The sequence below is a fragment of the Pseudonocardia halophobica genome, assembly GCF_050948485.1.
GTDB lineage: Bacteria > Actinomycetota > Actinomycetes > Mycobacteriales > Pseudonocardiaceae > Pseudonocardia > Pseudonocardia halophobica.
The window spans coordinates 1,230,562-1,256,885 of sequence record NZ_CP192046.1; the positions used below are offsets into that span (position 1 = coordinate 1,230,562).

Below are 26,324 nucleotides of genomic sequence, written 5' to 3' on the forward strand. Positions count from 1 at the left end.
CTACCGGCCGGCGGCGTCGATCCGGGCGGAGATCTGCGCCGCGAGCTCGGTGTCCTTCGCGGTGAGCCCGCCGGCGGTGTGCGTCGACAGCCGGAAGGTGACCTTCCGCCAGCGGATGTCGATGTCCGGGTGGTGGTTGCGCTCCTCGGCGTCCTCGGCCACCCGGTCGACGACGGTGATCGCGTCGGGGAAGCTCGGCAGCTCGGCGGTGCGCACGATCGCGTTGCCGTCGCGCTCCCAGCCGGGCAGGCCGGCCAGCGCGGTGGTGACGGCGTCGTCGTCCAGCAGTTCGGCCATGCCGGCCATCATGGAGCAGCCGGCCCGCTCAGGCATCCCTGCGCTGCATGCGCCAGAGGGTGAAGCCGACGCCGATCGCGGCGTAGCAGAGCGCCCGCAGCGTCGACGAGCCCATGGCGTCGAGTGTGATCGGGTACCGCAGCGCGTCCGCCCCCGCCGACCAGCCCGAGGTGAGCAGCCACGGCTGCAGCCAGTCGAGCGCCGGGATCGCGGACAGCACACCGAACGCGATCAGCCCGCCCAGCACGCTCGCCAGCACGACGAGCGGGTGCTCGGTCAGCGACGACACCGCCAGCGCCACGGCCCCCACCGCCGCGAGCTGCCCGACGACCCACACGGTGACCAGCGCGACCCGGGCCAGGCCGGCGCCGAGGCCGAGCGTGGTGCCCGACAGGGTGACCATCCCGCCGTCCGCGCTGCCCACCACGATCATGCCCGCCAGCACCCCGACGACGGCGATCGCGAGCGCCGCGGCGGCGGCCACGACCAGCACGCCGAAGGCCTTCACCCCGACCAGCCGCAGCCTGCTGACGGGCGCGAGCAGCAGCCCGCGCAGGGTGCCGTTGGCGGCCTCGCCCGCGATCGCGTCGGCCGCCGCCATCGCCACGGCGAGCGGCAGCAGCAGCGCCAGGGCGACGGTGAGGGCCGCGATCGGGAGCACCAGCCCGTTGCCGGCGACCGCCCCGATCAGCCCGCCCCCGCCGTCGCGGTCGGCGACCACCACCCCGACCGCGATGAGGACCGGGATCAGCGCGAACAGCCCCAGCGTGACCAGCGTGCGGGGTCGGCGGAACACCCAGCGGACCTCGGCCGCGAGCAGCCGGCCCAGGGGAGCGGCGGCGCGGGCGTCCGGCCCGGTCTCCGCGGTGATCGTCATGACCCCTCCGTGAGCTGCGCGAACAGCTCCTCCAGCCGCGGGCGGCGCCGGCGTGCCTCGTGCACCGCGACGCCCGCGCGCACCAGCAGCGCGACGATCTCGGGCGGCTCCGGCCCGTCCGTCACGACCACGCCGGGCTCGCCGCCGGTGTCGCGGGCCGCGACCGCACCGGCCTCGGCCAGCGTGCGCAGGGCGGGCTCGACGTCCGGCGTCACGATCACGAGGCCGCCGGTCCGGGAGTCGAGCAGCCCCCGCAGCTCCCCGGCCGCGACCAGCGACCCGGACTGCAGGACGGCGACGTGCGTGCAGGTCGCCTCCACCTCGGCCAGCAGGTGCGAGGAGACGATCACCGTGGAGCCCGCGGCGTGCAGCTCGGCGATGATCGCCCGGACGTCCCGGGTGCCGGCCGGGTCGAGGCCGTTGGTCGGCTCGTCGAGCACCACCAGCCGGCGGGGGACGAGCAGCGCCCCGGCCAGCCCGAGCCGCTGCTTCATTCCGAGCGAGTAGCCGCGGAACCGGCGGTCGGCCGCGTGGGTGAGCCCGACCCGTTCCAGGGCGTCGCCGACGGCCCGCGGGATCGCCGCCGCGTCGAGCAGCGGTTCGGCGGCGGCCATGCGGCGCAGGTTCTCCCGCCCCGACAGGAACGGGTGGAAGCCCGGCCCCTCGACCAGCGCCCCGACGTGCGGGAGTGCGGCGGCGACGTGCGACAGCGGCCGGCCGAGCAGCTCGGCGGTGCCCGCGGTGGGGCGGGTCAGCCCGAGCAGCATCCGGATCAGGGTGGTCTTGCCGGAGCCGTTGGGCCCGAGCATGCCGAGCACGGCGCCGGTGGGGACCTCGAGGTCGAGGCCCGCCACCGCGACCGTCCGGCCGTACACCTTCCGCAGGCCGGCGGCCCGGGCGGCGGGAGCGGCGGTCACCCGCGCAGCCTCCCGCACGGGGGAGGTCGTCACTTCGAGAGGGCCTCGGTGAGCACCTGCTCGGGCACGGCGCCCGCAGCGACCCGGCCGTCGTCGGTCAGGATCGCGCTCGCCACGGCGGTGGTGACCAGTCGCCCGCTGCCCCACGATCCGCTGACCGGCGCGCCGAGCTGCGAGAGGTCCGGGGCGCCCTGGGGGGCCTGGTCCTGGGCGGGGCGTTTCCCGATCACGACCGTGTCCCACCCGTCGCCGACGACGGTCGGTTCGGCGCCGGCCGGTTTCCCGCCGTGGTCGCCGCCCTGCGGGGCGTCCTTCACCGTGGTGCCGGGCGGCGGGGTGAAGGTGAACAGGGCCGGGTCCTGCGGGCCGAACGTGATGTCGGTGAACCCGACCTCGAAGGCCGGGTCGGCCGAGCCGGTGGCCAGCACGGTGAGCCGCAACGGGATCCGCTTCTCCGAGTCGACGGCGATCCGGACCTCGCGCAGCAGCGTCCGCTCGGTGGGCCTGGGTGCCAGGACCAGCTCGTACGCCGGGCGGCCCGCCACCTCCGCGGTGCCGTCGACGCTCACGGTGCTGGTCGTGCGCAGCCGCTCGATCGCGTCGGCCGCCGAGCGGGTGGGGTCCGCGGCGCCGGCGTCGGGCCGGTGCTCGCCCGGCGTCACGGCCTTCTTCGTGGCGGTGCGGTCCGTGGAGTCGTACGACCAGGCGGTGGTCCCGTCGGAGACCAGCGTCTTCTCACCCTGGTCCGACGGCAGCGCGACGCGGCCCCTGCCCGCCCCGTCCGACCAGACGCGGGCCTCCTTGGTGCCGTTCGCGAGCTCCGGTGCGCCGGGGATCGCGGGCAGTCCGAGGGCGTTGTCCAACTCGACCGTGCCGTTGAGCGGGCCGGGGTTCGCCTGCGCGACCGAGGTCACCAGATCCTCCGGCGAGACCGGCGGCAGCTCGGGCGCCGCGCCCGCACCGGCGGGCATCGCCACCAGTCCCAGCCCGACCGCGCCTGCGATCGCCACGCCCGTCCCGATCCGGGCCCAGAGCCGTCCTGCCGTTCCCACTGCCATGCCGGTAAGCCTGACGCATCGGGGCTGAGAGGGCCCTCAACCGGACACCCCGCCGCTGAGAAACGACTGAGCGGAGCGGTGCGAAGCGAACGGTAATGCTGAGGTCGGGCGCCCGTTCGGCGGTACGTTGTCGACGATGGCCAGGGTGCTGGTGGTGGACGACGAGCCCGGGGTGCGGACGGCGCTCGCCCGCGGGCTCACCGCCGAGGGGATGGAGGTCGTCGCGGTCGGCGACGGCAACTCCGCGCTGCGCGCCGCACTGACCGGGGGGTTCGACGCCGTCGTGCTCGACATCATCCTGCCGGGGCTCTCCGGGTACCGGGTGCTGGAGCGGATGCGCGCGGCCGGCGTCGACACGCCCGTCCTGATGGTGTCCGCCAAGGACGGCGAGGTCGACCAGGCGGACGGGCTGGACCTCGGGGCGGACGGCTACCTCGTCAAGCCCTTCTCCTTCGTCGTGCTCGTGGCGCAGCTCAAGGCGATGCTGCGCCGGCGCGACGCCGCACTCGGCCGGTCCGGTCAGCGGGTCCGGCTGGGCGGGCTCGTCGTCGACCCCGCATCGCGGTCGGTGACCTGGGAGGACGCGCCGGTCGAGCTGTCGCCGCGGGAGTTCGAGCTGCTGCACGCGCTGGCCCGCCGGCCGGACACCGCCGTGGCCAAGGACGAGCTGCTCCGCCTGGTGTGGGGCGACGAGCAGGCCGCGAGCCGCAACGTGGTCGAGGTCTACGTGGGGTACCTGCGCCGCAAGCTCGACGCCGTCGGCGCCGGGCACGTGCTGCGCACCGTCCGCGGGCACGGGTACCTCGTCGGATCGGGCTGAGGCGTGTTGCGGCGCCGGTTCGCCCGCGGCCTGGCGCGCTCCCGCGTCCTGCGCATCCGCGGATGGTGGCGGCGCCGCACGTTGCGCTTCCGGATCACCACCGCGGTGGGCGTGGTCGCGCTGGTCGCACTGCTCGCCCTGAGCAGGCTCGGGGTGAACCTGCTGTACACCACGCTGATCGCGGCGGCGGACAACGAGCTGCACACGCAGGCCGGGGTCGTCGTGACACGCCTGGAGCAGGGCGGGGCCGTCGCGGACCGGGCCACCCCGCCGTCGATCCGGATCACCGACACCGCGGGCACGCCCGTCGACGGGCGCGGGTCGTTGCCGATGACCGCGCGCGACGTCCGGGACCTCGCCGCCGGGCGGGCCGAGAACGTGTTCCTCGACGGCACCGCCGTCCGCTGGGTCGCGGACCCGGCGATCCTGCCCGACGGGTCGACCCGGCTGGTGTTCGCCTCGGGCGACCTCGTCGGCGGGGCGACGCTGCTCGCGCGGGCCGCCGTCGGGTTCGTGGTGGCGGGGTTGCTGGCCGCGGCGGTCGTGGCGCTGGCGGCCTGGGTGGCGACGCGGGCGGCGCTGCGGCCCGTCGACCGGATGCGGGCGGCGGCCGCCGCGCTCCCGCCCGGGCGACGGCTGCCGGTCCCCGCGGCGCACGACGAGCTGCGTGCCCTCGCCGAGGAGCTGAACTCCCTGCTCGCCCGCCGCGACGACGCCGTCACCCGGCTCGAGCGGTTCACCGGCGACGCCGCCCACGAGCTGCGCTCCCCGGTCGCCGCGATCCGCGCGCAGGCCGAGGTGGCGGTGGCGCACCCGGACCCGGCCCTGGCCGAGGAGACGCTGCGCGACGTCGCCGTCGAGGCCCAGCGGCTCTCCGGCCTGCTCGCCGACCTGATGGCCCTCGCCCGCGCCGACGCCGGCCAGCGGCCCGACCCCGAACCCGTCGACCTCGTCGAGGCGGCCCGCGGGGCGATCGACCGGGTCACCGAGGGCCCGGCGCCGGAGCTGCTCGCACCGGGGGTCGCGCTGGCCGCGGCCGGGCAGGCCGAGGTCGCGCTGGTGCTCGACAACCTGCTCGGCAACGCCGCCCGCTACGCCGCGACCCGCGTCCGGATCGAGGTGCTGCCGGCCGGGCGGGTGACCCGGCTCGTGGTCTCCGACGACGGCCCGGGCATCCCCGAGGCGGATCGGGTGCGCGTGTTCGACCGGTTCACCCGGCTGTCCCAGGAGGCCGGCGGCGGGCACGCCGGACTCGGATTGGCGCTGGTCGCGGCCCTGGTGCGCGGACGGGGCGGAGAGGTGTCGGCCGGCGGGTCCGCGTGGGGCGGGGCGCGGCTGGAGGTGCGCTGGCCCGCGCCCTGACCGTGCATCTGGAACGATCCCGGGTCGTGCCCGTGGAGAGCTGCTCGACCCTGATCGCGGCACCCCGCCGGCTGGTCGCCGGCGTGGTGCGGGACGGCGAGGCCGCCGACGAGTCGTTGCGGGAGGCCGGGCACCGGTACTCCGCCGCCGTCCGGCTGCTGGTCCCCGGCGACGAGGTGCTCCTCGAGGCCCGGCTCGCCCCCGGCGTCCGGCTGCCCTACCGCTCGCGGGTCCGGTCCGTGGGTGTCGGCGGGATGGTGTCCGAGCTGGCCGGCGGCCTGGCGAAGGGCCTGGTGCACACCACGACCCTGGCCGCCGCGCCGGGCGGGACGGTCATGCGGGACGAGATCCGCTGGCGCTCGCCCTTCGGCGCGATCGGCCGGATGGCCGACGCGATCCTGGTCCGGCGGCTGATGCGGGACATGCTCGCCTCCCGGTCGGCGGTGTACCGGCGGCGCGCCGAGGAGCTGGCCGCGGCACCCGCCGTCGTCGGGGCGGCGATCGTGCGCGACGGGGCGGTGCTCGCCGCGCAGCGGTCGCGACCCGCCGACCTGCGGGGCCGGTGGGAGCTGCCCGGCGGCCGCGCCGAGCCGGGCGAGTCGGAACCGGACGCTCTGGCCCGCGAGTGCGCCGAGGAGCTCGCCGCCCAGGTCGAGGTGGGGGAGCGCGTGGGCACGGACCTGCCCGTCACGACCCCGGGTGGGGCCCTGGCACTGCGGATGTACGCCGCGGTGCTCCGCCCGGACTCCCCGGAGCCCAAGGCGCTCGAACACCTCGCCGTGCGCTGGCTGACGGAACGGGAGCTGCCGACCGTCGCCTGGGTCGACGCGGACCGCGCGGTCGTCGGGGACCTGGAGGCCCTCCTCCAGGCCCAACGGTCCGATGCGCTGTGCCTCGGGACGACGCGGAAAACCGGGAACCGCGGAGCCACCCGCGCGAACTCACGCAGCGGCGCGTCCTTGTCGACCGGGATGTGCGTCCGCGCGTTCGGCGCGCGTCCGACATAGGCCTTCAGGACGGGCGCGCGCTGCTCCGGAGCGACCTCGTCGAGGTGCACCTCCTCGCGTCGGCCGTGGCGGAGGACGGCATCGCCTTCCGCCGCCCGCACGTTGCGCACCCAGTTCACGTGCTCGCCGAGCATCGACACCAGGTAGCGCTCGCCGTGCACCTCGGCCACGACCAGCGGCAGGCCGACCGTGCGGCCGGACCTGCGGCCGCGCACCTCCAGGGCGACGAGGTGGTCGGGCCCCGCGCCCCGCGCGAACAGCGCGGCCGTGAGCCGGTCGGCGCCGCGCGCCAGGCGGTTCGGTCGTCCGCCCCGGTAGAGCCACCGCCTCACGTCCACGGCTCGGCTCCCTCCGGGCGCGGGTCGGTGCGGGTCAGAAGAGCCACCGCAGCGCCTCCAGGCTCTTGGTCGCGTAGCGCTCGTGGCCCGGGTGCAGGCCGTGGGCGAGGTCCTCGAGCAGGGTGCAGCGGGCGTAGAAGAGCGCCCGGGCGCGCAACGCATCCCCACCGTCTGCGCCGTACGCGGTGAGCGCGCTGTCGAGCGCGGCGGGCCCGAGGTCGCGCAGGATCCGGCCGAGGTCGACCGCCGGGTCGGCGATCGCGGCGTCGCTCCAGTCGATGATCCCCGTGACCCGGCCGCCGTCGACGAGCACGTGCTCCACGCCCAGGTCGTTGTGGGTGAAGGCGAGGCGAGGGGCGACGGGCGCCGGGGGTCCGGACAGGAACCGCTCCACGCCGGGCCGGAAGTCGGGGGGAATCTCGCTCCGCACGGTCGGGTAGGTCTCGGCGGCCTCGTCGTGCCACTCCTCGGGCGCGACGTCGTCGACGGCCACCTCCGCGCCCAGCCGGTCGCGCGGGAGGGCGTGCAGGGCGGTGAGCACGGCGCCCAGCGTCGCCCCGACCCCGGGCGCCACCGCGGCGCGTTCCGCCTCGGAGCGGTCGAGCAACGGGGTACCGGCCAGCCTGCCGAGGACCAGGCACCCCTCCTCCGGTAGGACGAGCCGCACCGGCGGGACGGGCACGGGGCAGGCCTCCGCGACCCGCCGCAACAGCGCGGCCTCCCGTCGCACGGCGCCCGCCGTCGCCGCCTGATCGGGCTCGCGGCGGTAGCGGACGACCAGGGTGCCGTCGACGTCGTAGGCATCGTGGTCGAGGCCCGAGCCGAGCGGGGTCACGGCACTCGCCCGTAGCCCCGGCATGTGCCGGGCGAGCCGTGCGGCGACCTCGGCCGGCCCGCGGGGAATGTCGTGGGCCGCGCTCACGACGGGTCCCCGTCGGACCGTCCCGGGGACCGCAGGAGCGGCTCCACTGCTCGCCATGCCCCCTCGGCCAGGGCGTCCGAGACGAGCGCCGGCGAGGACCCGGGGGAGGCGAGCCACCCGCGGGCGTACTCGTGCACCGGCCCGATCCACAGTGCGACGACGACGGTCAGCTCCGGTGCCCCGGACCACCCGTGGCCGCGCAACCAGTCGTCGATCTGCTCGGCGAAGCCACGCTTGGCGTCCAACGCGGGCTCGTCGAGCATCGTCTGCAGCACGTCCGGCGGCGAGTGGAGGAACAGCCGGGCCAGCTGCGGGTTGTCCTCGATCCACCGCAGGTGCCGCACCACGACCCGGCTCACCGCGTCCTCCGCGCCGCCCGCCGCGCGCAGCGCCCGCAGCAGGACCGCCTGGTGGTCGGCGAGCCCGGCCGCCACGACCGCCGCTGCGAGATCGGCCCGGGTCGGGAAGTGGTGGAACAACGACCCGTTGCTGACCCCCGCGCGCTCGCGCACCGCCTGCATCGACGTCGCCTCCCAGCCGCGCTCCTCCACGCTGGCCAGCGCCGCCTCCACGATCACGGACCGGCCGTCCCGCTTCATGGAGTGACACTCTAGAGTACCACTCCATCACCGTCAACGTCTTTCTGCCGCGGGGGAACCGGGGCGCCGGCGGGTCCGTCGAAACCGGACATGGAGCCGATCACGCACCCCAGCCCCGCCGCCCCTCCCGCCCTCGCCGCCCTCCTCCGCCGTCAGGCGGGGGTGATCGGGCGGGCGCAGGCGCGGGCCGCCGGCCTGTCCCCCGACGCGATCGACCGGAAGCTCGCCGGCCGGCATTGGGTACCGCTGCACCCGCGCGTCTACCTCGACCGCACCCACCGGCCGACCGACGAGGCCCGGGTCCGGGCCGCCGTCCTCTGGGCCGGCGACGACGCGGTGCTCAGCGGGCTGGCCGCCGCCTGGTGGCACGGCGTCTCCCCGGCGCTCGCCGGCGACATCGCCGTGACCGTGCCGCGGCGCCGCTCGCCCCGGAACCGGCCGGGCGTCACCGTGCGCCGCCGCGACCTCGCCGCCGACGACCGGACCAGCCGGTACGGCGTCCCGGTCACGGCCCTGCCGCTCACCGTGCTCGAGGCGGCGGTCGAACTGGGCGCGGCGGGCGGCCCGTTCCTGGACCGGGCGCTGCAGTCGCACGTCGGGTTCGCCGAGGTCGCACGGGCCTACACGCGGAACCCCGGCGCGGCCGGTGCGACCGCCGCCCGCGCCGCGCTGGCCGCGACCGCGGAGCGGGCGGGACCCGCGGCCGTCCGGCTGCTGGTGTCCCGGCTGCGCGAGGCCCGGGTGATCGGCTGGCGCACGGAGCACCCGGCGGCCGGGGTGGTGCTCCCCGTGGCCTTCCCGCAGGCACGAGTGGCGGTGGAGGCCGAGGGCTGGGCGCGGCCGCTCGGGGCGGAGGCCCGGCGGCGCACGCTCTGGCGGCGCGGGGTGCTGGCCCGGGCGGGTTGGACCGTGCTGATCTGCCCGTGGCACGAGCTCGCGACGAGTCCGGAGACCGTGCTGGGCGAGATCGGCCGCGCCGTGGCGCCCGGTCGGAGGGCCGGATGATCGGCCGCGCGGCGGCCTGCGGCGGTCCGCATCACTGTGTGACCTTGGTCATCGGTTCCGGGGGCGGCGGAAGCGGTGCCGGACACCGCGATGACGGCCGAGCAGGAATCGATTCAGAAGCTCCCGCCGAGCCTCCACGCGGGGGGCACACACCGTCCACGAAGGACGGACACGGGCCCGTTCGGGCCCGCGACCTCAGTAGATGCGCGCCGCCTTGACCGCGCGCGTGTACTCCTTGCCACTGAGTCCCTGGGCGTCGATCTTCTTCAGCCGCAGGTGGACCACCGGGCAGCTCTTGCACCGCTTCGGCTTCGACCGGCAGCACTTCTTCTTCACCTTGGCCATCGTGAGGAAAGCCTAGGCTCACCTCTCGGCAAGGTCCAGAGTCCGCCCGGGATACCGTGAATCGTGACCTCAGCCGGAACCGCTCTCGCCGACGCCCCGCAGACCGCCGACCGCGGCCTGCCCGACGGCGTGCGCGCGCTGCGCAACGTGGCGATCGTCGCGCACGTCGACCACGGCAAGACCACCCTGGTCGACGCGATGCTGCGCGCCTCGGGCGCCTTCGGCGAGCGGGCCGAGCCGGTGGACCGGGTCATGGACTCCGGGGACCTGGAGCGCGAGAAGGGCATCACCATTCTCGCCAAGAACACCACCGTGACCTGGCAGGGCGTCACGATCAACGTGATCGACACCCCGGGCCACGCGGACTTCGGCGGCGAGGTCGAGCGCGGCCTGTCGATGGTCGACGGCGTGGTGCTGCTGGTCGACGCGTCCGAGGGCCCGCTCCCGCAGACCCGCTTCGTGCTGCGCAAGACCCTCTCGGCCGGCCTGCCGGTCATGCTCGTCGTCAACAAGACCGACCGTGCGGACGCCCGCATCGAGGAGGTCGTCGACGAGTCGCTGGAGCTGCTGCTCGAGCTGGCGGACGAGCTGGGCCTCGACGAGGACCAGACCGCCCACCTGCTGGACCTCCCGGTCGTCTACGCCTCCGGCCGCGCCGGGCGGGCGAGCCGCAACCGCCCCGCGGACGGCGAGCTGCCGGACTCCGAGGACCTCCAGCCGCTGTTCGACGTGTTGTTCGACGTGGTCCCCGCGCCCAAGGACGACCCGAACGCCCCGCTGCAGGCCCACGTCACCAACCTCGACGCGACCTCCTTCCTCGGCCGCATCGCGCTCTGCCGCGTCCGCGCGGGCGTGATCCGCCGCGGCCAGCAGGTCGGCTGGTGCCAGGCGGACGGCACCGTCACCCGCGTGAAGATCACCGAGCTGCTGCGCACCGAGGGACTGACCCGCGTGCAGGCGGACGAGGCGGTCGCCGGCGACATCGCCGCGGTCGCCGGCATCCCGAACGTCATGATCGGCGACACGCTCGCGGACCCGGAGAACCCGGTGCCGCTCGAGCGCATCCACGTCGACGAGCCGGCGATCTCGATGACGATCGGCATCAACACGTCCCCGTTGGTCGGCCGCGACCCGAAGCCGGGCCAGAAGCTCACGGCCCGCCAGGTCAAGGGCCGGCTGGACGCCGAGCTGGTCGGCAACGTGTCGCTGCGCGTGCTGCCCACCGAGCGCCCGGACACCTGGGAGGTCCAGGGCCGCGGCGAGCTCGCGCTGGCGATCCTCGTGGAGACGATGCGCCGCGAGGGCTTCGAGCTGACGGTCGGCAAGCCCGAGGTCGTCACGAAGACGATCGACGGCACGCTGCACGAGCCGTTCGAGCGCCTCTCCATCGACGTCCCGAGCGACTCGCTCGGCGCCGTCACCCAGCTGCTCGCCGCCCGCAAGGGCGAGATGGAGCAGATGGTGCACGGCGAGAACCGGGTCCGGCTGGACTTCCGGGTACCGTCGCGCGGCCTGATCGGCTTCCGCACCGAGTTCCTCACGATCACCCGCGGCGCGGGCATCGCCAGCCACGTGTTCGACGGCTACGGCCCCTGGGTCGGCGAGATCTCCAGCCGGCTGCGCGGCTCGCTGATCGCCGACCGCTCGGGCCCCGTCACCGGGTACGCGGTCGACGCCCTGTCCGACCGCGGCGTGCTGTTCGTCGGCCCGGGCACCCAGGTCTACGAGGGCATGGTCATCGGCGAGTACACCCGCAACGAGGACCTCGAGGTCAACATCGTGCGGGAGAAGAAGCTCACCAACATGCGCAAGTCGACCGGCGACGAGCTGGTGAAGCTCACCCCGCCGACGATCCTCACGCTGGAGCAGAGCCTGGAGTTCTGCGCCAACGACGAGTGCGTCGAGGTCACGCCGGAGAACGTCCGGATCCGCAAGGTCGAGCTGGACTCGCACCTGCGCGGCCGCCAGCGCGCCCGGGCGAAGGCCGCCGCGGCCGGCGTCTCGCGCTGACCCCGCGCCCCGGCCGGGCCGGGCCCCACACCCGGCCGCCACGTCGCCGGTGCGACGATGGCGGCCAGGCGGGCCGCCCGGCCCGCCGGGCGGGGGAGGGCACGTGACCGGCTGGGCGCGCAGGACGCTGCTCGTCGTCGGCGCCTGCCTGCTCACGCTGCTGGCGGCGTGCACGGACGCCCCGGTGGAGCAGCCCGCCCCGCCGCAGCCCGCGCCGCCGCCCGTGACCGCCCGGGCGACCGAGGTCGTCGTCGGCGTGGACGACCTCGGCGCCGGCTTCAACCCGCACCTGCTCGCCGACCGCTCGCCGGTCACGCAGGCGCTGGCCACCCTGGTGCTGCCGTCGGTGTTCCGGCCCGACGCCGAGGGCGCCCTGCAGCTCGACCGCACGGTGGCGACCAGCGCCGAGGTCACCTCGACCAGCCCGTTCACGGTGAGCTACGAGCTCAACGTGCAGGCCTCGTGGTCGTCGAACTCGCCGATCGCCGCCGAGGACTTCGTGTACCTCTGGCAGCAGATGCGCACCCAGCCCGGCACGATCGACGCCGAGGGGTACCGGCACGTCACGGACGTCCGGTCGCGGGCCGGCGGCAAGGCCGTCGACGTCGTGTTCGACGAGCCGTACCCGCAGTGGCAGTACCTGTTCAGCGGGCTGCTGCCCGCGCAGATCCTCAAGGACGCCCCCGGCTCGTGGACCGGCGCGCTGCAGGGCGGGCTGCCGGCGTCGGGCGGGCCGTTCCGGGTCGCAGCGGTGGACCGGGCGCGCGGCGAGGTCACGCTCGTCCGCAACGACCTGTACTGGGCCACCCCGGCGACGCTCGACCAGGTCGTGCTCCGTCGGCTGGGTCCGCAGACCCTCGCCGAGGGCCTGCGGGTCGGCGACGTCGACGTCGCGATGCCCACCTCGGGCCCGGAGGTCACCGAGGCCCTCGCCTCGCTCGGCAACGCGATCACCACCGCGCCCGCGCCGCGCGCGACCGTCACCGATCTCGCGCTGCGGTCGGACTACGGGCCGTTGTCCGACGTCCGGGTGCGCCAGGCCGTCGGGGCCCTGCTGGACCGCGAGCGGATCCGGGCCGCCGTGGCACCGGACGCGCTGCCCGCCGACGCGTTCGGGCTCGCGCCGTCGCAGCCCGGCTACGCCGCCACCGCCCCTGCGGGCGCCCCGGCCCGCCCGGACCCCGCCACCGCCGAGCGGCTGCTCACCGAGGCGGGCTACACCCGGGGCGCCGACGGGGCCTGGACCCTCGGCAACACCCCGCTGAGCCTCGTCGTGGCCGCCGGCGCCGAGCGCGGCACGGACGTCGACGTGGCCGAGGCCGTGGCCGACCAGCTGCGTGCGGCCGGGATCGAGGTCCAGGTCGTCGCGCCGCCCGCGGCCGACCTGTTCACCCAGCGGGCGGTGGTCGCCACCCCACCCACCACGACCACGCCGCCGACCTCGCCGTCCTCGGCGAGCGGAACGGCCACCCCGACGCCGGGCGCGGCGCCGACCGCGGGCCCGAGCGCGTCCGCCACGACCCCGGCGACGACCCCGGCGACGACCCCGGCGACGACCTCGGCTCCGCCGAGCGGCACCGTCGCCCCCAACGCCACCGTGCGCGCGGACATCCTGGTGGAGCCGCGGGCGGTCGGCGGGCCGATCGGGCCGCAGCTGGCCTCGGACCACGGCTGCCCGGACCCGACGCCGTCGCTGCCCGCGCCCCCCGCCCTGCCCAACGGCTTCTGCTCGGCCGCGCTTCAGCCGGTCCTGGAGTCCCTCGCGGCCGCCGCAGTGCCGGACCCGGGCCAGCTCGCCACGGCCGAGCGGGTGCTCTGGGCGCAGCTCCCGGCCCTGCCGCTCTTCCAGCAGGTGTCGCTCCTCGTGAGCACGGCGCCCGGCTCCGCCGCGACCGGGTTCGGCGCCGGCCCGCTCGGGTCGGGACCGCTCACGGGGGCGCAGCGATGGAGCGCCCCGGTCAGCTGAGCCCTCAGCAGAGCGAAAGTTACTCCAGAGTAATCACGAAGTGTCGCCCTGTCCACCTCACGTCACCCTTTGGTCACGATCGGCGACTTCGTTGGCGGGCGGAGCTGTGAGGTTCCTAAGTTGCCCGGGGGATCGGGCGGGCCGCCCGGCACATGGACGGCCACGCGGCAAGGGTCGAAGTGCCCCGATCCGGGTGGCCCGACCGGGCCGGGACAGGCGAGAGATCGAGGAAGTCGATGAAGAGAACGAGGGCGGCCGCGGCCGCAGCGGTCGCCACGGCGGCGACCCTTGTCCTGGCGGCCTGCGGCGGCGGTGGTGGCGCCGGAGGCAGCTCGGGCGGGGTCTACGGGGACTGCAGCACCAACCCCAACACCTGCAACAGCGTCCCGGCGGACCAGCTGCAGCAGGGCGGGACGGTCACGCTGGCCTCCGAGAAGAACATCGACAACTGGAACGTCATCTCGTCCGAGGGCAACGTCGACTGGACCGGCATGTCGACCAAGCCGCTGCTGACGTACGCGTTCTACACGTCGCCCGATCTCAAGCCGACGCTGAACACGGACCTGCTGGACTCCGCGGACCTCACGAACCCGACGACGATCGTCTACAAGATCAAGCCGGCCGCCGTCTGGAACGACGGCACGCCCGTCACCGCGGACGACTTCGTCATGAGCTGGAAGTGGCAGAACACCCGGGACTGCCCGGCGTGCGAGACCGCCGGCAACGGCGGCTACGACCAGGTCACCGCGGTCACCGGCTCGGACAACGGCAAGACGGTCACGGTCACGCTGTCGAAGCCGTACACGGACTGGCAGAGCCTCTTCAACTCGGCCGCGCCGCTGTACCCGGCCCACATCGGCGCCCAGCAGGGTGACCTGAACTCGCCCGACGGCCTCGCCGCGGCGTTCGACTGGTTCGGCAAGACCCCGCCGACCTACTCGGCCGGCCCGTTCCAGGTCGAGAACTGGCAGGACAACGTCGCGCTGACGCTGGTCCCGAACCCGCAGTGGTACGGCGCGACCAAGCCCAAGCTCGACCGGCTGGTGATCCGCGTGATCACCGATGCCACCCAGGAGCCGCTGGCCCTGCAGAACAACGAGGTCCAGGCGCTGTTCCCGCAGCCGCAGGTCGACATCGTCAACCAGCTCAACAACATCCCGAACGTCTCGAACGCGCAGGCGGCCGGGCTGTCGTGGGAGCACTTCGACTTCAACCTGCAGAACCCGTTCCTCGCCGACAAGGCCCTGCGCCAGGCGCTCTACATCGCCGTGAACACGCAGGACGTCATCGCGAAGACGGTCGGGCAGTTCAACCCGGACATCAAGCCGCTGCAGAACAAGATGTTCGTGCCGCAGCAGGACGGCTACCAGGACAACCTGACGGCCACCGGGCAGGGCTCCGGCGACATCGAGCGGGCCAAGAAGGTCCTCACCGACGCCGGCTACACCGGCGTGGGCTCCGCGCTGGTCGCGCCCAACGGGCAGGCCGTGCCGGCCCTGCGGATGCGCTACACCGTGGGCAACGCGGTCCGGCAGACCGAGTGCGAGCTTTTCCAGCAGTACGCGAAGCAGCTCGGCGTGAACGTCGAGATCTCGACGACGGACAGCCTGGGCACGACCACCAGCTCGGGCGACTACGACGTCATCGTGTTCGGCTGGATCATGTCGCCGGCGCCGTTCGGCGGCGCGCAGCAGCTGTGGCTGTCGAACTCCGGGTCGAACTACGGCAAGTACGTCAACCCGACCACGGACGCGCTGATCAACGAGGCCGCGGCCTCGACGGACATCAACGACGCCCGGGCCAAGCTGAACGAGGCCGACAAGATCATGGCCGAGGACGCCTACGTGCTGCCGCTGTACCAGAAGCCGACCCTGGCCGCGGTGCAGAACACGCTGGGCAACGTGCGCAACAACGCGTCGCTCGACGGGATCACGTACAACACCTCCGAGTGGGGCATCCGCTCCGGCTCGTGACGTGAGGACCGGGGGCGGGCCCGGGCAGCGCGCCGACCGTGTGTCGGCCGCCCGGCCCGGGCCCGTCCCCGGCGTTACCCTGCTCAGACGGCGGCCCGCCCCGCCACGAGCGGAGCGGACCGTGCTCCCACCACGAGTCGGAAGAAGCACATCCGCATGCTCGCCTTCGCCGTGCGCAGGATCCTGTACTCGATACCGGTCCTGATCGTCTCGTCGTTCATCATCTTCGCGCTGGGCTCCGCGTCGGCGGACCCGCTCGCGCCGCTGCGGGAGAAGAACCCGCCCGCTCCGCAGAACGTGATCGACGCGGAGTACGTCCGCCTGCACCTCGACCAGCCGCTGCTGCAGCGGTACTTCTCGTGGCTCGGCGGCATCTTCACCGGGGACTTCGGCCCGTCGGTCGTGTCCACGGCGAACATCGGCCACGACCTGGGGGACCGCTTCCTGGTCACCATCCGGCTGATCGCGCTGGCGATGGTGCTGGCGCTGATCCTGGCGGTGGTGATCGGCGTCCTGACGGCGGTCAAGCAGTACTCGAAGTTCGACTACGCGGCGACGTTCGTCGGCTTCCTGTTCCTCGCCATGCCGGCGTTCTGGTTCGCGATCCTGCTCAAGCAGGCGGGCATCTCGTTCAACAGCGCCCTGGGCACGCAGGCGATCTACACGATCGGCCAGTCGTCCGTGCCTCCACCGCGGGGCGCCGGGCCCTACGTCGTGGACATCATCGGGCACATGATCCTGCCGACGATCTCGTTGGCGCTGATCTCCTACGCCGCCTGGAGCAGGTTCACCCGGGCCTCGATGCTCGAGGTGATGAACTCGGACTACGTCCGGCTGGCCCGGGCCAAGGGCCTGCCCCGGCGCACCGTGATGGTCAAGCACGGGCTGCGCACCGCCCTCATCCCGCTGACCACCGTGACCGCGCTGGACATCGCGTCGATCATCGGCGGCGCCGTCGTCACCGAGACCGTCTTCCAGTGGAAGGGCATGGGCGACTACCTGCTCACCTCGATCCGGACCAACGACGTCTACGCGACGGCCTCCTGGCTGCTGGTCGCGGCGACCGTGGTGATCGCCTTCAACCTGATCGCCGACCTCCTCTACGGAGTCCTCGACCCGAGGATCCGCTATGCCTGACACCCGGACCCAGACCCCGGAGACCCGGTCGGCGCCCGCGGCGCCCGACCGCGAGTTCACGGTCACCGAGCGCAGCCAGGGGCAGCTGGTCCTTCGGCGCTTCCTGCAGCACCGCGCGGCCGTCGTCAGCCTCTGCGTGCTGGTCGCGCTGGTGCTGCTGGCCTACGTCGGCGGCTGGCTCTGGAAGTACGACGCCGGCCAGTACACCCCGGACAACTCCGTCCCGCCCTCGTGGGACCACCCGTTCGGCACCGACTCCGCGGGCCGGGACCAGTTCGCCCAGGTGCTGCGTGGCACCCGCATCTCGCTGCAGGTCTCGGTCAGCGTCGCCATCCTGGCCACGCTGGTCGGCACGCTGTGGGGCTCGGTCGCCGGGTACTTCGGCGGCAAGATCGACACGGTCATGATGCGCATCTCCGACCTGGTGCTCACGCTGCCGCTGATCGCCGTGGCCGCGATGCTCTCGCACAACTTCGGCGGCTCCTGGTACCTGATCGCGCTGGTCATCGCCGGGCTGTACTGGGCGTACGTGTCCCGGGTGTCGCGCGGTGTGGTGCTGTCCCTGCGGGAGAAGGAGTTCGTCGAGGCCGCCAAGGCACTCGGCGCGAGCGACACGCGGATCATCCTGCGCCACCTCGTGCCCAACGCCCTGGGCTCGATCCTCGTCAACCTGACGATCCTGGTCGCGCTGGCGATCCTGCTCGAGACCTCGCTGTCCTACCTGGGCTTCGGCGTCACGCCGCCGGACACCTCGCTCGGCCTGCTCGTCAGCGAGGCGCAGACCGCGCTCACCACCCGCCCGTGGCTGTTCTACTTCCCGGGCCTGTTCATCATCATCATCGCGCTCACGATCAACTTCATCGGCGACGGCCTGCGTGACGCGTTCGACCCGCAGCAGACGAAGGTGCGCCAGTGATCGAGCGTGCGAGCGAGAAGTTCACGGTGAGTGAGGAGATCGACCTGTCGCCCGCGCCGGGTGCGCGGGGTGTCAAGGGGGACGTCGTGCTCGAGGTCTCCGGCCTCGACGTGACCTTCCCGAGCGGGGACGGGCCCGTCCGCGCGGTCCGCGGCGTGGACTACCGGCTGCACCGCGGCGAGGTGCTCGGGATCGTCGGCGAGTCCGGCTCCGGCAAGTCCGTGACCTCGATGGCGGTCATGCGGCTGCTGCCGAACACCGCCCAGGTCAAGGGCTCGGTCCGGTTCGACGGCAAGGACCTGCTCACGCTGTCCGAGGCGGAGATGACCCGGATCCGGGGCTCCCGCATCGCGATGATCTTCCAGGACCCGATGACCTCGCTGAACCCCGTCTACACGGTCGGGGCGCAGATCGCCGAGGCCGTCCGGGCGCACCACGACGTCTCGAAGCAGGCGGCCATGGACCGCGCCGTCGAGCTCCTCGACCGGGTCCGGATCCCCAACGCGAAGGACCGCGCGAACTCGTACCCGCACGAGCTCTCCGGCGGCATGCGCCAGCGTGTGGTCATCGCGATCGCCATGGCCAACGACCCGGACGTGATCATCGCCGACGAGCCGACGACCGCGCTCGACGTCACCGTGCAGGCCCAGATCCTCGAGGCCCTGGCCGCGGCGCAGGACGTGACCGGCGCGGCGATGGTGCTCATCACCCACGACCTGGGCGTGATCGCCGGCCAGGCGGACCGGGTGATGGTCATGTACGCCGGCAAGCCGGTCGAGGTGGGCACCGCGGAGGAGGTCTTCTACACCCCGCGCATGCCCTACACGCTCGGCCTGCTCGGCAGCCTGCCCCGGCTCGACCGGCCCAGCGAGCGGCTCACCCCGATCCCGGGGTCGCCGCCGTCGGTCGTCAACATGCCGCCCGGCTGCCCGTTCGGTCCGCGCTGCCCCAAGCACACCGAGCGGTGCGACGAGAGCGAGCCGGAGCTGCGTGCGACCACCGGCGCCGGCCACCTCGCCGCCTGCCACTACGCCGAGACGCTCGAGGGCCAGGAGGCGGCCGACGTGTTCGACAGCGAGGTCGCCGACCACGAGGCGCTGGCCGGGCTCGCTGCCGCGGCCGAGGGCGCGACGGACGGGGAGGCCCGGGCATGACCACGGTCGAGCAGGGCACGCGGACGCTGCTCAGCGTCCGCAACGTCGTCAAGCACTTCCCGATCCGCTCGAAGGGCCTCGTCCGCCGGCAGATCGGCGCGGTGCAGGCCGTCTCGGACGTCTCGTTCGACCTGGCCGAGGGGGAGACCCTCGGGCTGGTCGGCGAGTCCGGCTGCGGCAAGTCCACGACCGCGCGGGTGGTGCTCAACCTGCTGCCCGCGACCTCGGGCGAGGTGCTCTACAAGGGCCGGGACCTCACGAAGATCGGCCGCGGGGACATGCGCGCGCTGCGCCGCGAGCTGCAGATCGTGTTCCAGGACCCGTACGCCTCGCTGGACCCGCGGCTACCGGTGAACGAGATCATCGCCGAGCCGCTGCGGATCCACGGGCTCTACCGGGAGGACGGCCGCGAGCAGGTCCGGCGGCTGATGCAGACCGTCGGGCTCAAGCCGGAGCACGGCAACCGGTACGCCCACGAGTTCTCCGGCGGGCAGCGGCAGCGCATCGGCATCGCCCGCGCGCTCGCCCTGCGCCCGAAGCTCCTGGTGCTCGACGAGCCGGTCTCGGCCCTCGACGTCTCCATCCAGGCGGGCGTGCTCAACCTGCTCGACGAGCTGCAGACCGAGCTGGGCCTGTCGTACCTGTTCGTGAGCCACGACCTGTCCGTGGTGCGGCACATCGCGGACCGGATCGCGGTCATGTACCTGGGCTCGATCGTCGAGACCGGGACGGCCGAGGAGCTGTTCGCGGGGCCGGCGCACCCGTACACGCAGGCGCTGATCTCGGCGATCCCGCTGCCCGACCCCCGCAAGGAGCGGGCCCGGGAGCGGATCACGGTCGTCGGGGACCTGCCGAGCCCGGCCAACCCGCCGTCCGGCTGCCGGTTCCGCACCCGGTGCCCGAAGTTCGCGAACGAGCTGTCCGACGCCGAGCGGACGCGCTGCGTGGAGGAGCCGCCGGCCCTGGTCGAGCGGGGGCAGGGGCACCCGGTGTCCTGCCACTACGCCGAGCGCAGGGCGCTGCTGTGAGGACGTAGGCTCCCGCAGTGTTCGCCGCGTTTCCCGCGCTCCCCGCCCGTCGGGTCCTGTTCGTCCACGCGCACCCCGACGACGAGACCCTCACCACCGGCGGCGCCATCGCCCGGTACGCCGCCGACCCCGACACGGCCTGCGTGGTCGTGACGTGCTCGCTGGGCGAGGACGGCGAGGTCATCCCGCCGGAGCTGCGCGAGCTCGCGCCGGACCGGGGCGACCAGCTCGGCGGGTACCGGGTGCACGAGCTGGCCGGAGCGCTCGCCGCCCTCGGGGGTCCGGAGCACCGGTTCCTGGGCGGGCTCGGGCGCTGGCGGGACAGCGGCATGGAGCACGGCGAGGGCACCCGCGCGCTCACCCCGGCCGTGCTGCACCCGCGGGCCCTCGCCGGACCGGGGACGTTCGAGGAGCAGCTCGCGCAGCTGCTCGCCGTCGTCGACGAGCTGCGGCCCCAGGTCGTCGTCTCCTACGCCGACGACGGCGGCTACGGCCACCCTGACCACGTCCGCGCCCACACCCTCACGACCGCGGTCGCGGAGGCCCGCCCGGACACCGTCGCGCGCGTCTTCCACGCCGTCCGCTCGCGCTCCGAGCTCGAGGCCGGGCTGGCGTCGATCAAGGGCCTGCCCGGCATGCCGTTCCGGTTCCCCGAGCCCGACGAGCTGCCCAGCGCGCCCGACGCCGTCGTCACGACCCGGCTGGACGTGTCCGGCCACCGCGCCGCGCTCGTCGCGGCGATGCGCGCGCACGCCACGCAGATCGCGGTGTGGGAGAGCGCCGGGCCCGAGGGCGCCGTGGCGTTCGCGATGAGCAACGACGTCGCCCAGCCGCTGATCGACGTCGAGGAGTACGTGCTGGCCTCGGGGGCGGGGCCGGCCCCCGCCGACGACCTGTTCGCGGGGCTCGACTGATGCGCTGGCTCACGCTCGCGGCGGTGCTGCTGGCCGCGGTGCTGCTCACGGCGCTCGAGCTGCTGCTCCAGCCGATGTACATCGGGCCCGTGCCGGCCCCGGTCGGCACGGTGCTGGTGCTGCTCACCATGCCCTGGCTGATCCACGCCGCCGCGGAGGTCTCGACCACCACCGCCGTGGCCGCCTCGCCGCTGGCGGTCTGGGTCGTGGTCATCGGGGTGCTCGGCTTCGCAGGCCCGGGCGGGGACGTCGTCCTGCCGGCGACCTGGCAGTCCTTCCTGTTGCTGGTCGCGGGCCTGCTCGCCGGGTTGCTGCCGCTGCGCCGGGTCGTCGAGTCCGCCGACGCCCGCCGCTCCGCCGAGCGGGGTGCCGACCCGCGCGGGATGATCCGGTCGTGAGCGACGGACCCATTCCCGACGCGGCGGTCGTCGGGCTCCTGCGGCCCTTCGTGCGGGCCACCCGGCCGATCCTCTCGGCGCTGCGCGACTCCGATCCCTTCGGCCTGCGCGGCCGGGACGGCGGTACGGACGGTGAGCGCTCCACCCGCGACAAGCTGCTCGACGCGCTGGCCGCGGCCCCCGTGCCCGGCACCGCGGCCTGGGCGCGGATGGACGTGGCCGCGCGGCAGCGGTGGTGGATCTACCGGGTCGGCCGCTTCGCCACCGGCGTCGCGGCGATCCCCGGCCTGGGCGGCGCGCTCGCCCGCACGCTGCCGGTCGGCGCGGCCATCGGCGCCGCGGCGCAGGGCATGCTGCTGGTCGCGGTGGCCGGCGAGCACGACGTCACGGACGAGGACCACCTGGTCTCACTGCTGGCCTGGGTGCTGTTCCGGCGCCGGCCCGAGCTGGGGAGCGGGCCGACCGCCGCCGAGGACGCCGCCGCCGACGCCCGTGCCGCCGAGATCGAGGGCGACCTGGCCACGGGCGGCAGGCCGACCGCGGCGAGGATCGGGTCCGCCGTGTGGCGGCTCGGCCGGGCGCTGTACGCGGTCGAGGACGAGCTGGACAAGCGCCCGCACGGCCGCTTCTACCACGAGGCGCTCGGCATGCTGCCGGTCGTCGGGGTGCTGGGGAAGTACCTCGGCGAGTGGTCCGGGCTCAAGCGCGCGGCCCGCGAGGCCCAGCGCTGGCTCGCCGCCCGGGGGCTCGCGAGGGTCTAGCCGGGGCCAGGTAGTGGTAGCGGTGGTGCTCGGTGCAGCCCAGCCGCGCGTAGAGGGCGCGGGCGCCCTCGTTCTGCAGGTTGACCTGCAGCACCGCCCAGCGGGCGCCCTGCTCGAGGCCCCACGCCGCCGCGGCCGCCGTGAGCGCGGTGCCGACCCCCTGCCGTCGCGCCGCCGAGCGGGTGGCCAGGCGGGACAGGTGCAGGTGGTCCTCCACGACGGCGGCCCGCAGCGCGCCCGTCGGCGTCCCGTCCGCTGCGCGGGCCACGGCGAAGCCCGGCCGCGCCGCCGCGGTGAGGACGTGCCGCTCCGCCTCGCTCTCCGGGGCCCCGGTGATCGCCCACCAGGCGTCGGTCGCGTCCGGGGTGAGCTCGACCGCCGCGGTCGACGGCAGCGCCGCCAGGTTCGTGAGATCCGCCACCAGGACGGCGACCTCGGGCCCGGCCCGGTGCCCGCCGTCGAGCACCCAGCCCTCCCGCGCCGCGGCCTCGGACCAGGGCGAGCCCATCGGCGTCTGCAGCCGGGTCGGGATGCCGTGCTCCGCCGCGAACGCCCGGACGCGGTCGAGCGCCGCGTCGATCGGCAGCCCTGGGTCCCCGACGGCGAGCGCCGAGTTCGCCCGGCCGGTGAACCCGCCCGCCGCGCGCAGCCGCCAGCCGCCGAGCGGCTCGTCGACCACGGCCGGCCAGGCGTCGGCACACAGGTTCTCCAGGCGGGACACCGCGCTCCACGAGGCCCGGCGACGTGGGGCCGGCGGGACGACCCGCACCGCGACGACGGCCGCGCGGTCCACCCGCACCGGCCCCTTCCGGGTGTCGACCACGACCGTGCCCGCGCCGCCGTCGGACAGCGGGCCGACGGCGTCGGTGTAGAGCGGGCGGCCCTCGCGCTCCCCGATCCGGTGCCGGAGGGCGACCCGTTCGCCCAGGGCGGCGTCGATCAGTGCGGCGACCCCCGGCCGCCCGGGGTGCTCGTCCGGAGTCATCGAGTGAGGCTTGCCTTCCCGTGTGAGAGTGGGTACCCGCGGGTTAACCTGCCACGGAGAACGCCCGCGCCAGAACAGCGCCCCGCTTGTGGAGGACCTTCCGTGACGTACGTGATCGCCGAGCCCTGTGTGGACCTCAAGGACAAGGCGTGCATCGAGGAATGTCCCGTGGACTGCATCTACGAGGGCGCCCGCATGCTCTACATCCACCCCGACGAGTGCGTCGACTGCGGTGCCTGCGAGCCGGTCTGCCCCGTCGAGGCCATCTACTACGAGGACGACGTCCCGGACCAGTGGGGCGCGTACACCAAGGCCAACGCGGACTTCTTCGAGGAGCTGGGCTCGCCCGGCGGCGCCTCGAAGGTCGGGCTGACCGAGGCCGACCCGGAGCCGATCAAGAGCATGGCGCCGGTCGAGCACGACGAGTGAGCGAGCGGCAGCGAGCGAACCATCGGCGGGGCATCGCGCTCCCCGACTTCCCCTGGGACTCTCTCGCCGAGGTCAAGGCGCTCGCCGCCGGCCACCCCGGCGGCATCGTCGACCTCTCGGTCGGCACGCCGGTCGACCCGGTCCCGGCCGTCGTCCGTGCCGCGCTGACCGGCCCGGCCGCGGACGAGCCCGGCTACCCGACCACGTACGGGCCCGACTCGCTGCGCCAGGCGATCGCGGACTCGCTGACCCGCCGCTTCGGCGTCGCGGGGGCCGACCCGGCCGCGGTGCTGCCCACGATCGGCTCCAAGGAGCTGGTCGCCTGGCTGCCGACGCTGCTCGGCCTCGGCACGGGCGACGTCGTCGCGGTGCCGGAGCTGGCCTACCCGACCTACGAGGTGGGCGCGCTGCTCGCCGGCGCCTCCGTGGTCCGGCTGGCCGACGGCGAGGCCCCGCCCGCCGGCACGAAGCTGGTCTGGCTGAACTCGCCGTCGAACCCCACGGGCCGGGTGCTCGACGCGGCCGCCCTCCGCTCCGCCGTCGACGCCGCGCGGGCGGTCGGCGCGGTCGTGGCGTCGGACGAGTGCTACCTCGGGCTGTCCTTCGGCGCGCCGGTCGCCTCGGTGCTGTCGCCGGAGGTGAGCGAGGGCCGGCACGAGGGCCTGCTGGCCGTGCACTCGATGTCCAAGACGTCGAACCTGGCGGGGTACCGCGCGGCGTTCGTCGCGGGCGACGCGGCCCTGGTGAAGGAGCTCCTGGAGATCCGCAAGCACGCCGGCATGATCGTCCCGTTCCCGGTGCAGGCCGCGCTCGCGGCGGCCGCGGCGGACGACGCGCACGTCGCCGAGCAGGTCAAGGTCTACGAGAAGCGGCGGAGCCGGCTGCGGGGCGCCCTCGAGCGCGCCGGCTACCGGATCGACCACTCCGAGGCCGGGCTCTACCTGTGGACGACCGAGGACCGGCCCTGCCGGGACACCGTCCGCTCGCTGGCCGAGCGGGGGATCCTCGTCGCGCCCGGCGAGTTCTACGGGCCCGCCGGCGCGCGGCACGTCCGGATCGCCCTCACGGCCACGGACGAGCGGATCGACGAGGCGGTGCGGCGGCTGGAGGGCTGAGCCCCTCCCGCTCGTCTCCGTTCTCGGCGGTGCCGCGTCTCAGATCTCGGCGGCGCGGGCGGCGACGTGCTCCCACGCCGCCCACCACTCGCCGCGCTTCTCGGTCGCCCGGGCCCGCTCACGCTCCACGAGCCGGCCCGCCACGAACACGACGTGCGCGTCGGGGTAGTCGCCGAGGCCGTCGAGCAGGCCGCGGATCCGCTCCTCGGCCACGCAGGCGTCCTGGTGGTCGCCGAGCACCTCCTGGAGCCCCGCGGTGGCCTTGAGCAGCCGCTTCACCCGCGCGCCGAGCATCGGCTCGACCAGCTCGCCGGTGTAGCGCACCCGCTTCCCGAGGATCCGCAGGTCGTGCAGCGTCTGGTCCGGCGGGTCGTCCCCGGCGCGGCGCACCGCCTTGCGCAGCCGCCGCACCTCCGCGCGCACCAGATCGATCAGCTCGGGCTGCGCCTGGGTGGCCGACGGCGTGGGCAGCGGCAGCCGGATCGCGTCGGCCAGCCGCTCGAGCAGGGCCCGGTAGCGCCCGGACTCCAGCACGGCCAGCATCGCCGCCCGGGCGGTCTCGCGCTCCGCGTCGAGCGAGGCGACGAGCTGCGCGCCGGCCGCGCGCTCCCGCTCGGGCAGGGTCGCGATCTCGCCGCGCAGGCGCAGCAGCAGTACGTCCAGGTCGCGGACCGGCCCGAGGGCGCGGCCGAGCCAGCCCAGCTCGGCCCGCAGCCCGTCCGCCCAGGCCCGGTCGAGCAGCGGGCGGGCCGCCTTGAGCGCCGCGCGCATCCGCCGCACCGCGACCCGCATCTGGTGCAGGTCCTCGATGTCGCCGCCGTCCCGGGTGCCCGGGTCGTGCGCGAGCAGGGCCCGCAGCCGCAGGTCGAGGGCGGCGCGGACGTGGTGCACCGGCGAGTCCGACGGCGCGGCCGTCAGCGGGGCCGGCAGGCCGGCGCCGGTGAAGGCGAGCGGGGACGTGCTGGGAGCGGACACGAGCGGGCACCGTAGCCGACGGAGATGAACACGCCGGCCCCGGTGCCCGTCGGCCGTCAGTTCTTGTGCAGGTCCTCGTTGAGCGCGATGCCCTGGCCGGTGCGGGGGAGGGCCTCCACGGCGCCGGAGACGCTGTTGCGGCGCAGCAGCAGCCCGTTCTGGCCGGAGAGGCCTCGCGCGGCGACCGACGTGCCGTCCGGCAGGGCGACCTTCGTGCCGGCGGTGACGTACAGCCCGGCCTCGACCACGCAGTCGTCGCCCAGGGAGATGCCGATGCCGGCGTTGGCGCCGAGCAGGCAGCGCTCGCCGATGGAGATGATCGCGGTGCCGCCGCCGGAGAGCGTGCCCATGATCGAGGCGCCGCCGCCGACGTCCGAGCCGTTGCCGACGACGACCCCGGCCGAGACCCGGCCCTCGATCATCGACGAGCCCAGCGTGCCGGCGTTGAAGTTGACGAAGCCCTCGTGCATCACGGTGGTGCCCTCGGCGAGGTGGGCGCCGAGCCGGACGCGGTCGGCGTCGGCGATCCGGACGCCCGAGGGGAGCACGTAGTCGACCATGCGCGGGAACTTGTCCACGCCGTACACGGTGACCGGGCCGCGCGTGCGGAGCTTGGCCCGGACGAGCTCGAAGCCGGGGACGGCGCAGGCGCCGAAGTTGGTCCACGCGACGTTCGCGAGCAGCCCGAACTGGCCCTCGAGGCTGACCTCGTGCGGGCGGACGTGCCGCCCGGACAGCAGGTGCAGGCGCAGGTAGACGTCCGCGGCGTCGACCGGCTTGTCGGCGAGCGAGCCGATCTCGGTGCGCACCACCTGCAGCGTGACCCCGCGGTCCGCGTCCTCGCCGGCGAGCGGCGTCAGGTCGGCCGAGGTGTCGGGGGCGTCCGTGCCCAGCGCGGGGGCCGGGTACCAGACGTCGAGGACGGTCCCGTCGGCCGTGACGGTGGCCAGGCCGGTGCCGGAGGCGGGATCGGTGCGGAACTCGGTGCTCACGGGCGTCGAATGTAACCGTCCGGC

General features: G+C 74.7%; 26 protein-coding genes and 1 pseudogene. 16 read left to right on the plus strand and 11 right to left on the minus strand.

Annotated elements, in window-relative coordinates:
• From ACQP04_RS06025 to ACQP04_RS06040, 4 genes are read right to left on the minus strand one after another with little or no spacing between them, the layout of a single operon-like run.
• Complete coding sequence (locus tag ACQP04_RS06025) at positions 1–297, minus strand: 4a-hydroxytetrahydrobiopterin dehydratase (RefSeq protein WP_433506073.1); 297 nt, start codon at positions 295–297, stop codon at positions 1–3.
• A gap of 28 nt (positions 298–325) precedes the next feature.
• Entirely contained in the window at positions 326–1,174 is an 849-nt protein-coding gene (locus ACQP04_RS06030) for an ABC transporter permease (protein WP_433506074.1), read from the minus strand.
• Positions 1,171–2,091: an ABC transporter ATP-binding protein gene (locus ACQP04_RS06035; RefSeq protein WP_433506075.1), complete on the minus strand. Its 921-nt coding sequence runs from the start codon at positions 2,089–2,091 to the stop codon at positions 1,171–1,173. Before ACQP04_RS06035 ends, ACQP04_RS06030 begins: the two co-directional genes overlap by 4 nt.
• Positions 2,092–2,120: 29 nt before the next feature.
• Positions 2,121–3,149 (minus strand): LolA family protein, encoded by a 1,029-nt coding sequence (locus ACQP04_RS06040; RefSeq protein ID WP_433506076.1) that lies wholly within the window; start codon positions 3,147–3,149, stop codon positions 2,121–2,123.
• Between the two features lie 136 nt (positions 3,150–3,285).
• Between ACQP04_RS06040 and ACQP04_RS06045 the strand changes: the two genes are divergently transcribed.
• The 3 genes from ACQP04_RS06045 to ACQP04_RS06055 are packed head-to-tail and all read left to right on the plus strand — an operon-like array spanning position 3,286 to position 6,338.
• Positions 3,286–3,969: a response regulator transcription factor gene (locus ACQP04_RS06045; RefSeq protein WP_037042940.1), complete on the plus strand. Its 684-nt coding sequence runs from the start codon at positions 3,286–3,288 to the stop codon at positions 3,967–3,969.
• A 3-nt stretch (positions 3,970–3,972) separates the two neighbouring features.
• Positions 3,973–5,331, plus strand: coding sequence for a sensor histidine kinase (locus tag ACQP04_RS06050; protein WP_433506077.1), 1,359 nt, complete (start codon positions 3,973–3,975; stop codon positions 5,329–5,331).
• Positions 5,332–5,357: 26 nt separating this feature from the next.
• A complete protein-coding gene (locus tag ACQP04_RS06055; RefSeq protein ID WP_433506078.1) occupies positions 5,358–6,338 on the plus strand; it encodes an NUDIX domain-containing protein in 981 nt (326 codons plus the stop codon).
• Between the two features lie 38 nt (positions 6,339–6,376).
• Here ACQP04_RS06055 and ACQP04_RS06060 read toward each other — a convergent pair.
• From ACQP04_RS06060 to ACQP04_RS06070, 3 genes and pseudogenes are all read right to left on the minus strand, one after another.
• Positions 6,377–6,676 (minus strand): annotated as a pseudogene (locus tag ACQP04_RS06060) (nitroreductase/quinone reductase family protein); the annotation flags it as partial.
• A 34-nt stretch (positions 6,677–6,710) separates the two neighbouring features.
• The gene (locus tag ACQP04_RS06065; RefSeq protein ID WP_433506079.1) at positions 6,711–7,598 is read right to left on the minus strand and encodes a phosphotransferase family protein; all 888 of its coding nucleotides are present in this window, start codon (positions 7,596–7,598) and stop codon (positions 6,711–6,713) included.
• A complete protein-coding gene (locus ACQP04_RS06070) occupies positions 7,595–8,197 on the minus strand; it encodes a TetR/AcrR family transcriptional regulator (RefSeq protein WP_433506080.1) in 603 nt (200 codons plus the stop codon). Before ACQP04_RS06070 ends, ACQP04_RS06065 begins: the two co-directional genes overlap by 4 nt.
• 90 nt (positions 8,198–8,287) lie before the next feature.
• Here ACQP04_RS06070 and ACQP04_RS06075 point away from each other — a divergent pair, with 90 nt between their 5' ends.
• Complete coding sequence (locus ACQP04_RS06075) at positions 8,288–9,202, plus strand: hypothetical protein (protein ID WP_433506081.1); 915 nt, start codon at positions 8,288–8,290, stop codon at positions 9,200–9,202.
• 195 nt (positions 9,203–9,397) lie between these two features.
• Here ACQP04_RS06075 and ACQP04_RS06080 read toward each other — a convergent pair whose 3' ends face one another.
• A complete protein-coding gene (locus ACQP04_RS06080; protein WP_232871851.1) occupies positions 9,398–9,538 on the minus strand; it encodes a hypothetical protein in 141 nt (46 codons plus the stop codon).
• Between the two features lie 126 nt (positions 9,539–9,664).
• Here ACQP04_RS06080 and typA point away from each other — a divergent pair, with 126 nt between their 5' ends.
• The 10 genes from typA (at position 9,665) to ACQP04_RS06130 (ending at position 21,804) form a co-directional block, all read left to right on the plus strand.
• Entirely contained in the window at positions 9,665–11,557 is a 1,893-nt protein-coding gene (typA, locus tag ACQP04_RS06085) for a translational GTPase TypA (RefSeq protein WP_433508309.1), read from the plus strand.
• Positions 11,558–11,660: 103 nt separating this feature from the next.
• Positions 11,661–13,523 carry an ABC transporter family substrate-binding protein gene (locus tag ACQP04_RS06090; protein ID WP_433506082.1) on the plus strand — a complete coding sequence of 621 codons (1,863 nt, stop codon included), beginning with the start codon at positions 11,661–11,663 and terminating at the stop codon, positions 13,521–13,523.
• Between the two features lie 236 nt (positions 13,524–13,759).
• Positions 13,760–15,496: an ABC transporter family substrate-binding protein gene (locus ACQP04_RS06095; protein WP_037042934.1), complete on the plus strand. Its 1,737-nt coding sequence runs from the start codon at positions 13,760–13,762 to the stop codon at positions 15,494–15,496.
• Between the two features lie 156 nt (positions 15,497–15,652).
• Positions 15,653–16,633, plus strand: coding sequence for an ABC transporter permease (locus tag ACQP04_RS06100; RefSeq protein ID WP_433506083.1), 981 nt, complete (start codon positions 15,653–15,655; stop codon positions 16,631–16,633).
• Positions 16,626–17,549 carry an ABC transporter permease gene (locus ACQP04_RS06105; protein ID WP_433506084.1) on the plus strand — a complete coding sequence of 308 codons (924 nt, stop codon included), beginning with the start codon at positions 16,626–16,628 and terminating at the stop codon, positions 17,547–17,549. The genes ACQP04_RS06100 and ACQP04_RS06105 overlap by 8 nt, the downstream gene beginning before the upstream one ends.
• 44 nt (positions 17,550–17,593) lie before the next feature.
• On the plus strand, positions 17,594–18,703 hold the full coding sequence (locus tag ACQP04_RS06110; protein ID WP_433508310.1) for an ABC transporter ATP-binding protein: 1,110 nt from the start codon (positions 17,594–17,596) through the stop codon (positions 18,701–18,703).
• Positions 18,700–19,731, plus strand: coding sequence for an ABC transporter ATP-binding protein (locus ACQP04_RS06115; protein WP_433506085.1), 1,032 nt, complete (start codon positions 18,700–18,702; stop codon positions 19,729–19,731). Before ACQP04_RS06110 ends, ACQP04_RS06115 begins: the two co-directional genes overlap by 4 nt.
• Before the next feature lie 17 nt (positions 19,732–19,748).
• Positions 19,749–20,645, plus strand: a complete 897-nt coding sequence (gene mshB / locus ACQP04_RS06120) for an N-acetyl-1-D-myo-inositol-2-amino-2-deoxy-alpha-D-glucopyranoside deacetylase (RefSeq protein WP_433506086.1) — start codon at positions 19,749–19,751, stop codon at positions 20,643–20,645.
• Positions 20,645–21,043 (plus strand): hypothetical protein, encoded by a 399-nt coding sequence (locus tag ACQP04_RS06125; protein WP_433506087.1) that lies wholly within the window; start codon positions 20,645–20,647, stop codon positions 21,041–21,043. Before mshB ends, ACQP04_RS06125 begins: the two co-directional genes overlap by 1 nt.
• Entirely contained in the window at positions 21,040–21,804 is a 765-nt protein-coding gene (locus ACQP04_RS06130) for a hypothetical protein (RefSeq protein ID WP_433506088.1), read from the plus strand. Before ACQP04_RS06125 ends, ACQP04_RS06130 begins: the two co-directional genes overlap by 4 nt.
• Here ACQP04_RS06130 and ACQP04_RS06135 read toward each other — a convergent pair.
• Positions 21,743–22,789, minus strand: coding sequence for a GNAT family N-acetyltransferase (locus tag ACQP04_RS06135; protein ID WP_433506089.1), 1,047 nt, complete (start codon positions 22,787–22,789; stop codon positions 21,743–21,745). The genes ACQP04_RS06130 and ACQP04_RS06135 overlap by 62 nt on opposite strands.
• A 102-nt stretch (positions 22,790–22,891) precedes the next feature.
• On the opposite strand from ACQP04_RS06135, the gene fdxA reads away from it, so the two are divergent.
• Together fdxA and dapC are read left to right on the plus strand one after the other, a co-directional pair.
• Complete coding sequence (fdxA, locus tag ACQP04_RS06140; protein WP_037042923.1) at positions 22,892–23,218, plus strand: ferredoxin; 327 nt, start codon at positions 22,892–22,894, stop codon at positions 23,216–23,218.
• Positions 23,215–24,333 carry a succinyldiaminopimelate transaminase gene (gene dapC / locus ACQP04_RS06145; protein ID WP_433506090.1) on the plus strand — a complete coding sequence of 373 codons (1,119 nt, stop codon included), beginning with the start codon at positions 23,215–23,217 and terminating at the stop codon, positions 24,331–24,333. Before fdxA ends, dapC begins: the two co-directional genes overlap by 4 nt.
• Before the next feature lie 39 nt (positions 24,334–24,372).
• Here the strand turns inward: dapC and ACQP04_RS06150 are convergent, their stop codons facing one another.
• Positions 24,373–25,308: a CHAD domain-containing protein gene (locus ACQP04_RS06150; protein WP_433506091.1), complete on the minus strand. Its 936-nt coding sequence runs from the start codon at positions 25,306–25,308 to the stop codon at positions 24,373–24,375.
• A 56-nt stretch (positions 25,309–25,364) separates the two neighbouring features.
• The gene (dapD, locus tag ACQP04_RS06155) at positions 25,365–26,300 is read right to left on the minus strand and encodes a 2,3,4,5-tetrahydropyridine-2,6-dicarboxylate N-succinyltransferase (RefSeq protein WP_433506092.1); all 936 of its coding nucleotides are present in this window, start codon (positions 26,298–26,300) and stop codon (positions 25,365–25,367) included.
• Positions 26,301–26,324 lie beyond the last annotated feature (24 nt).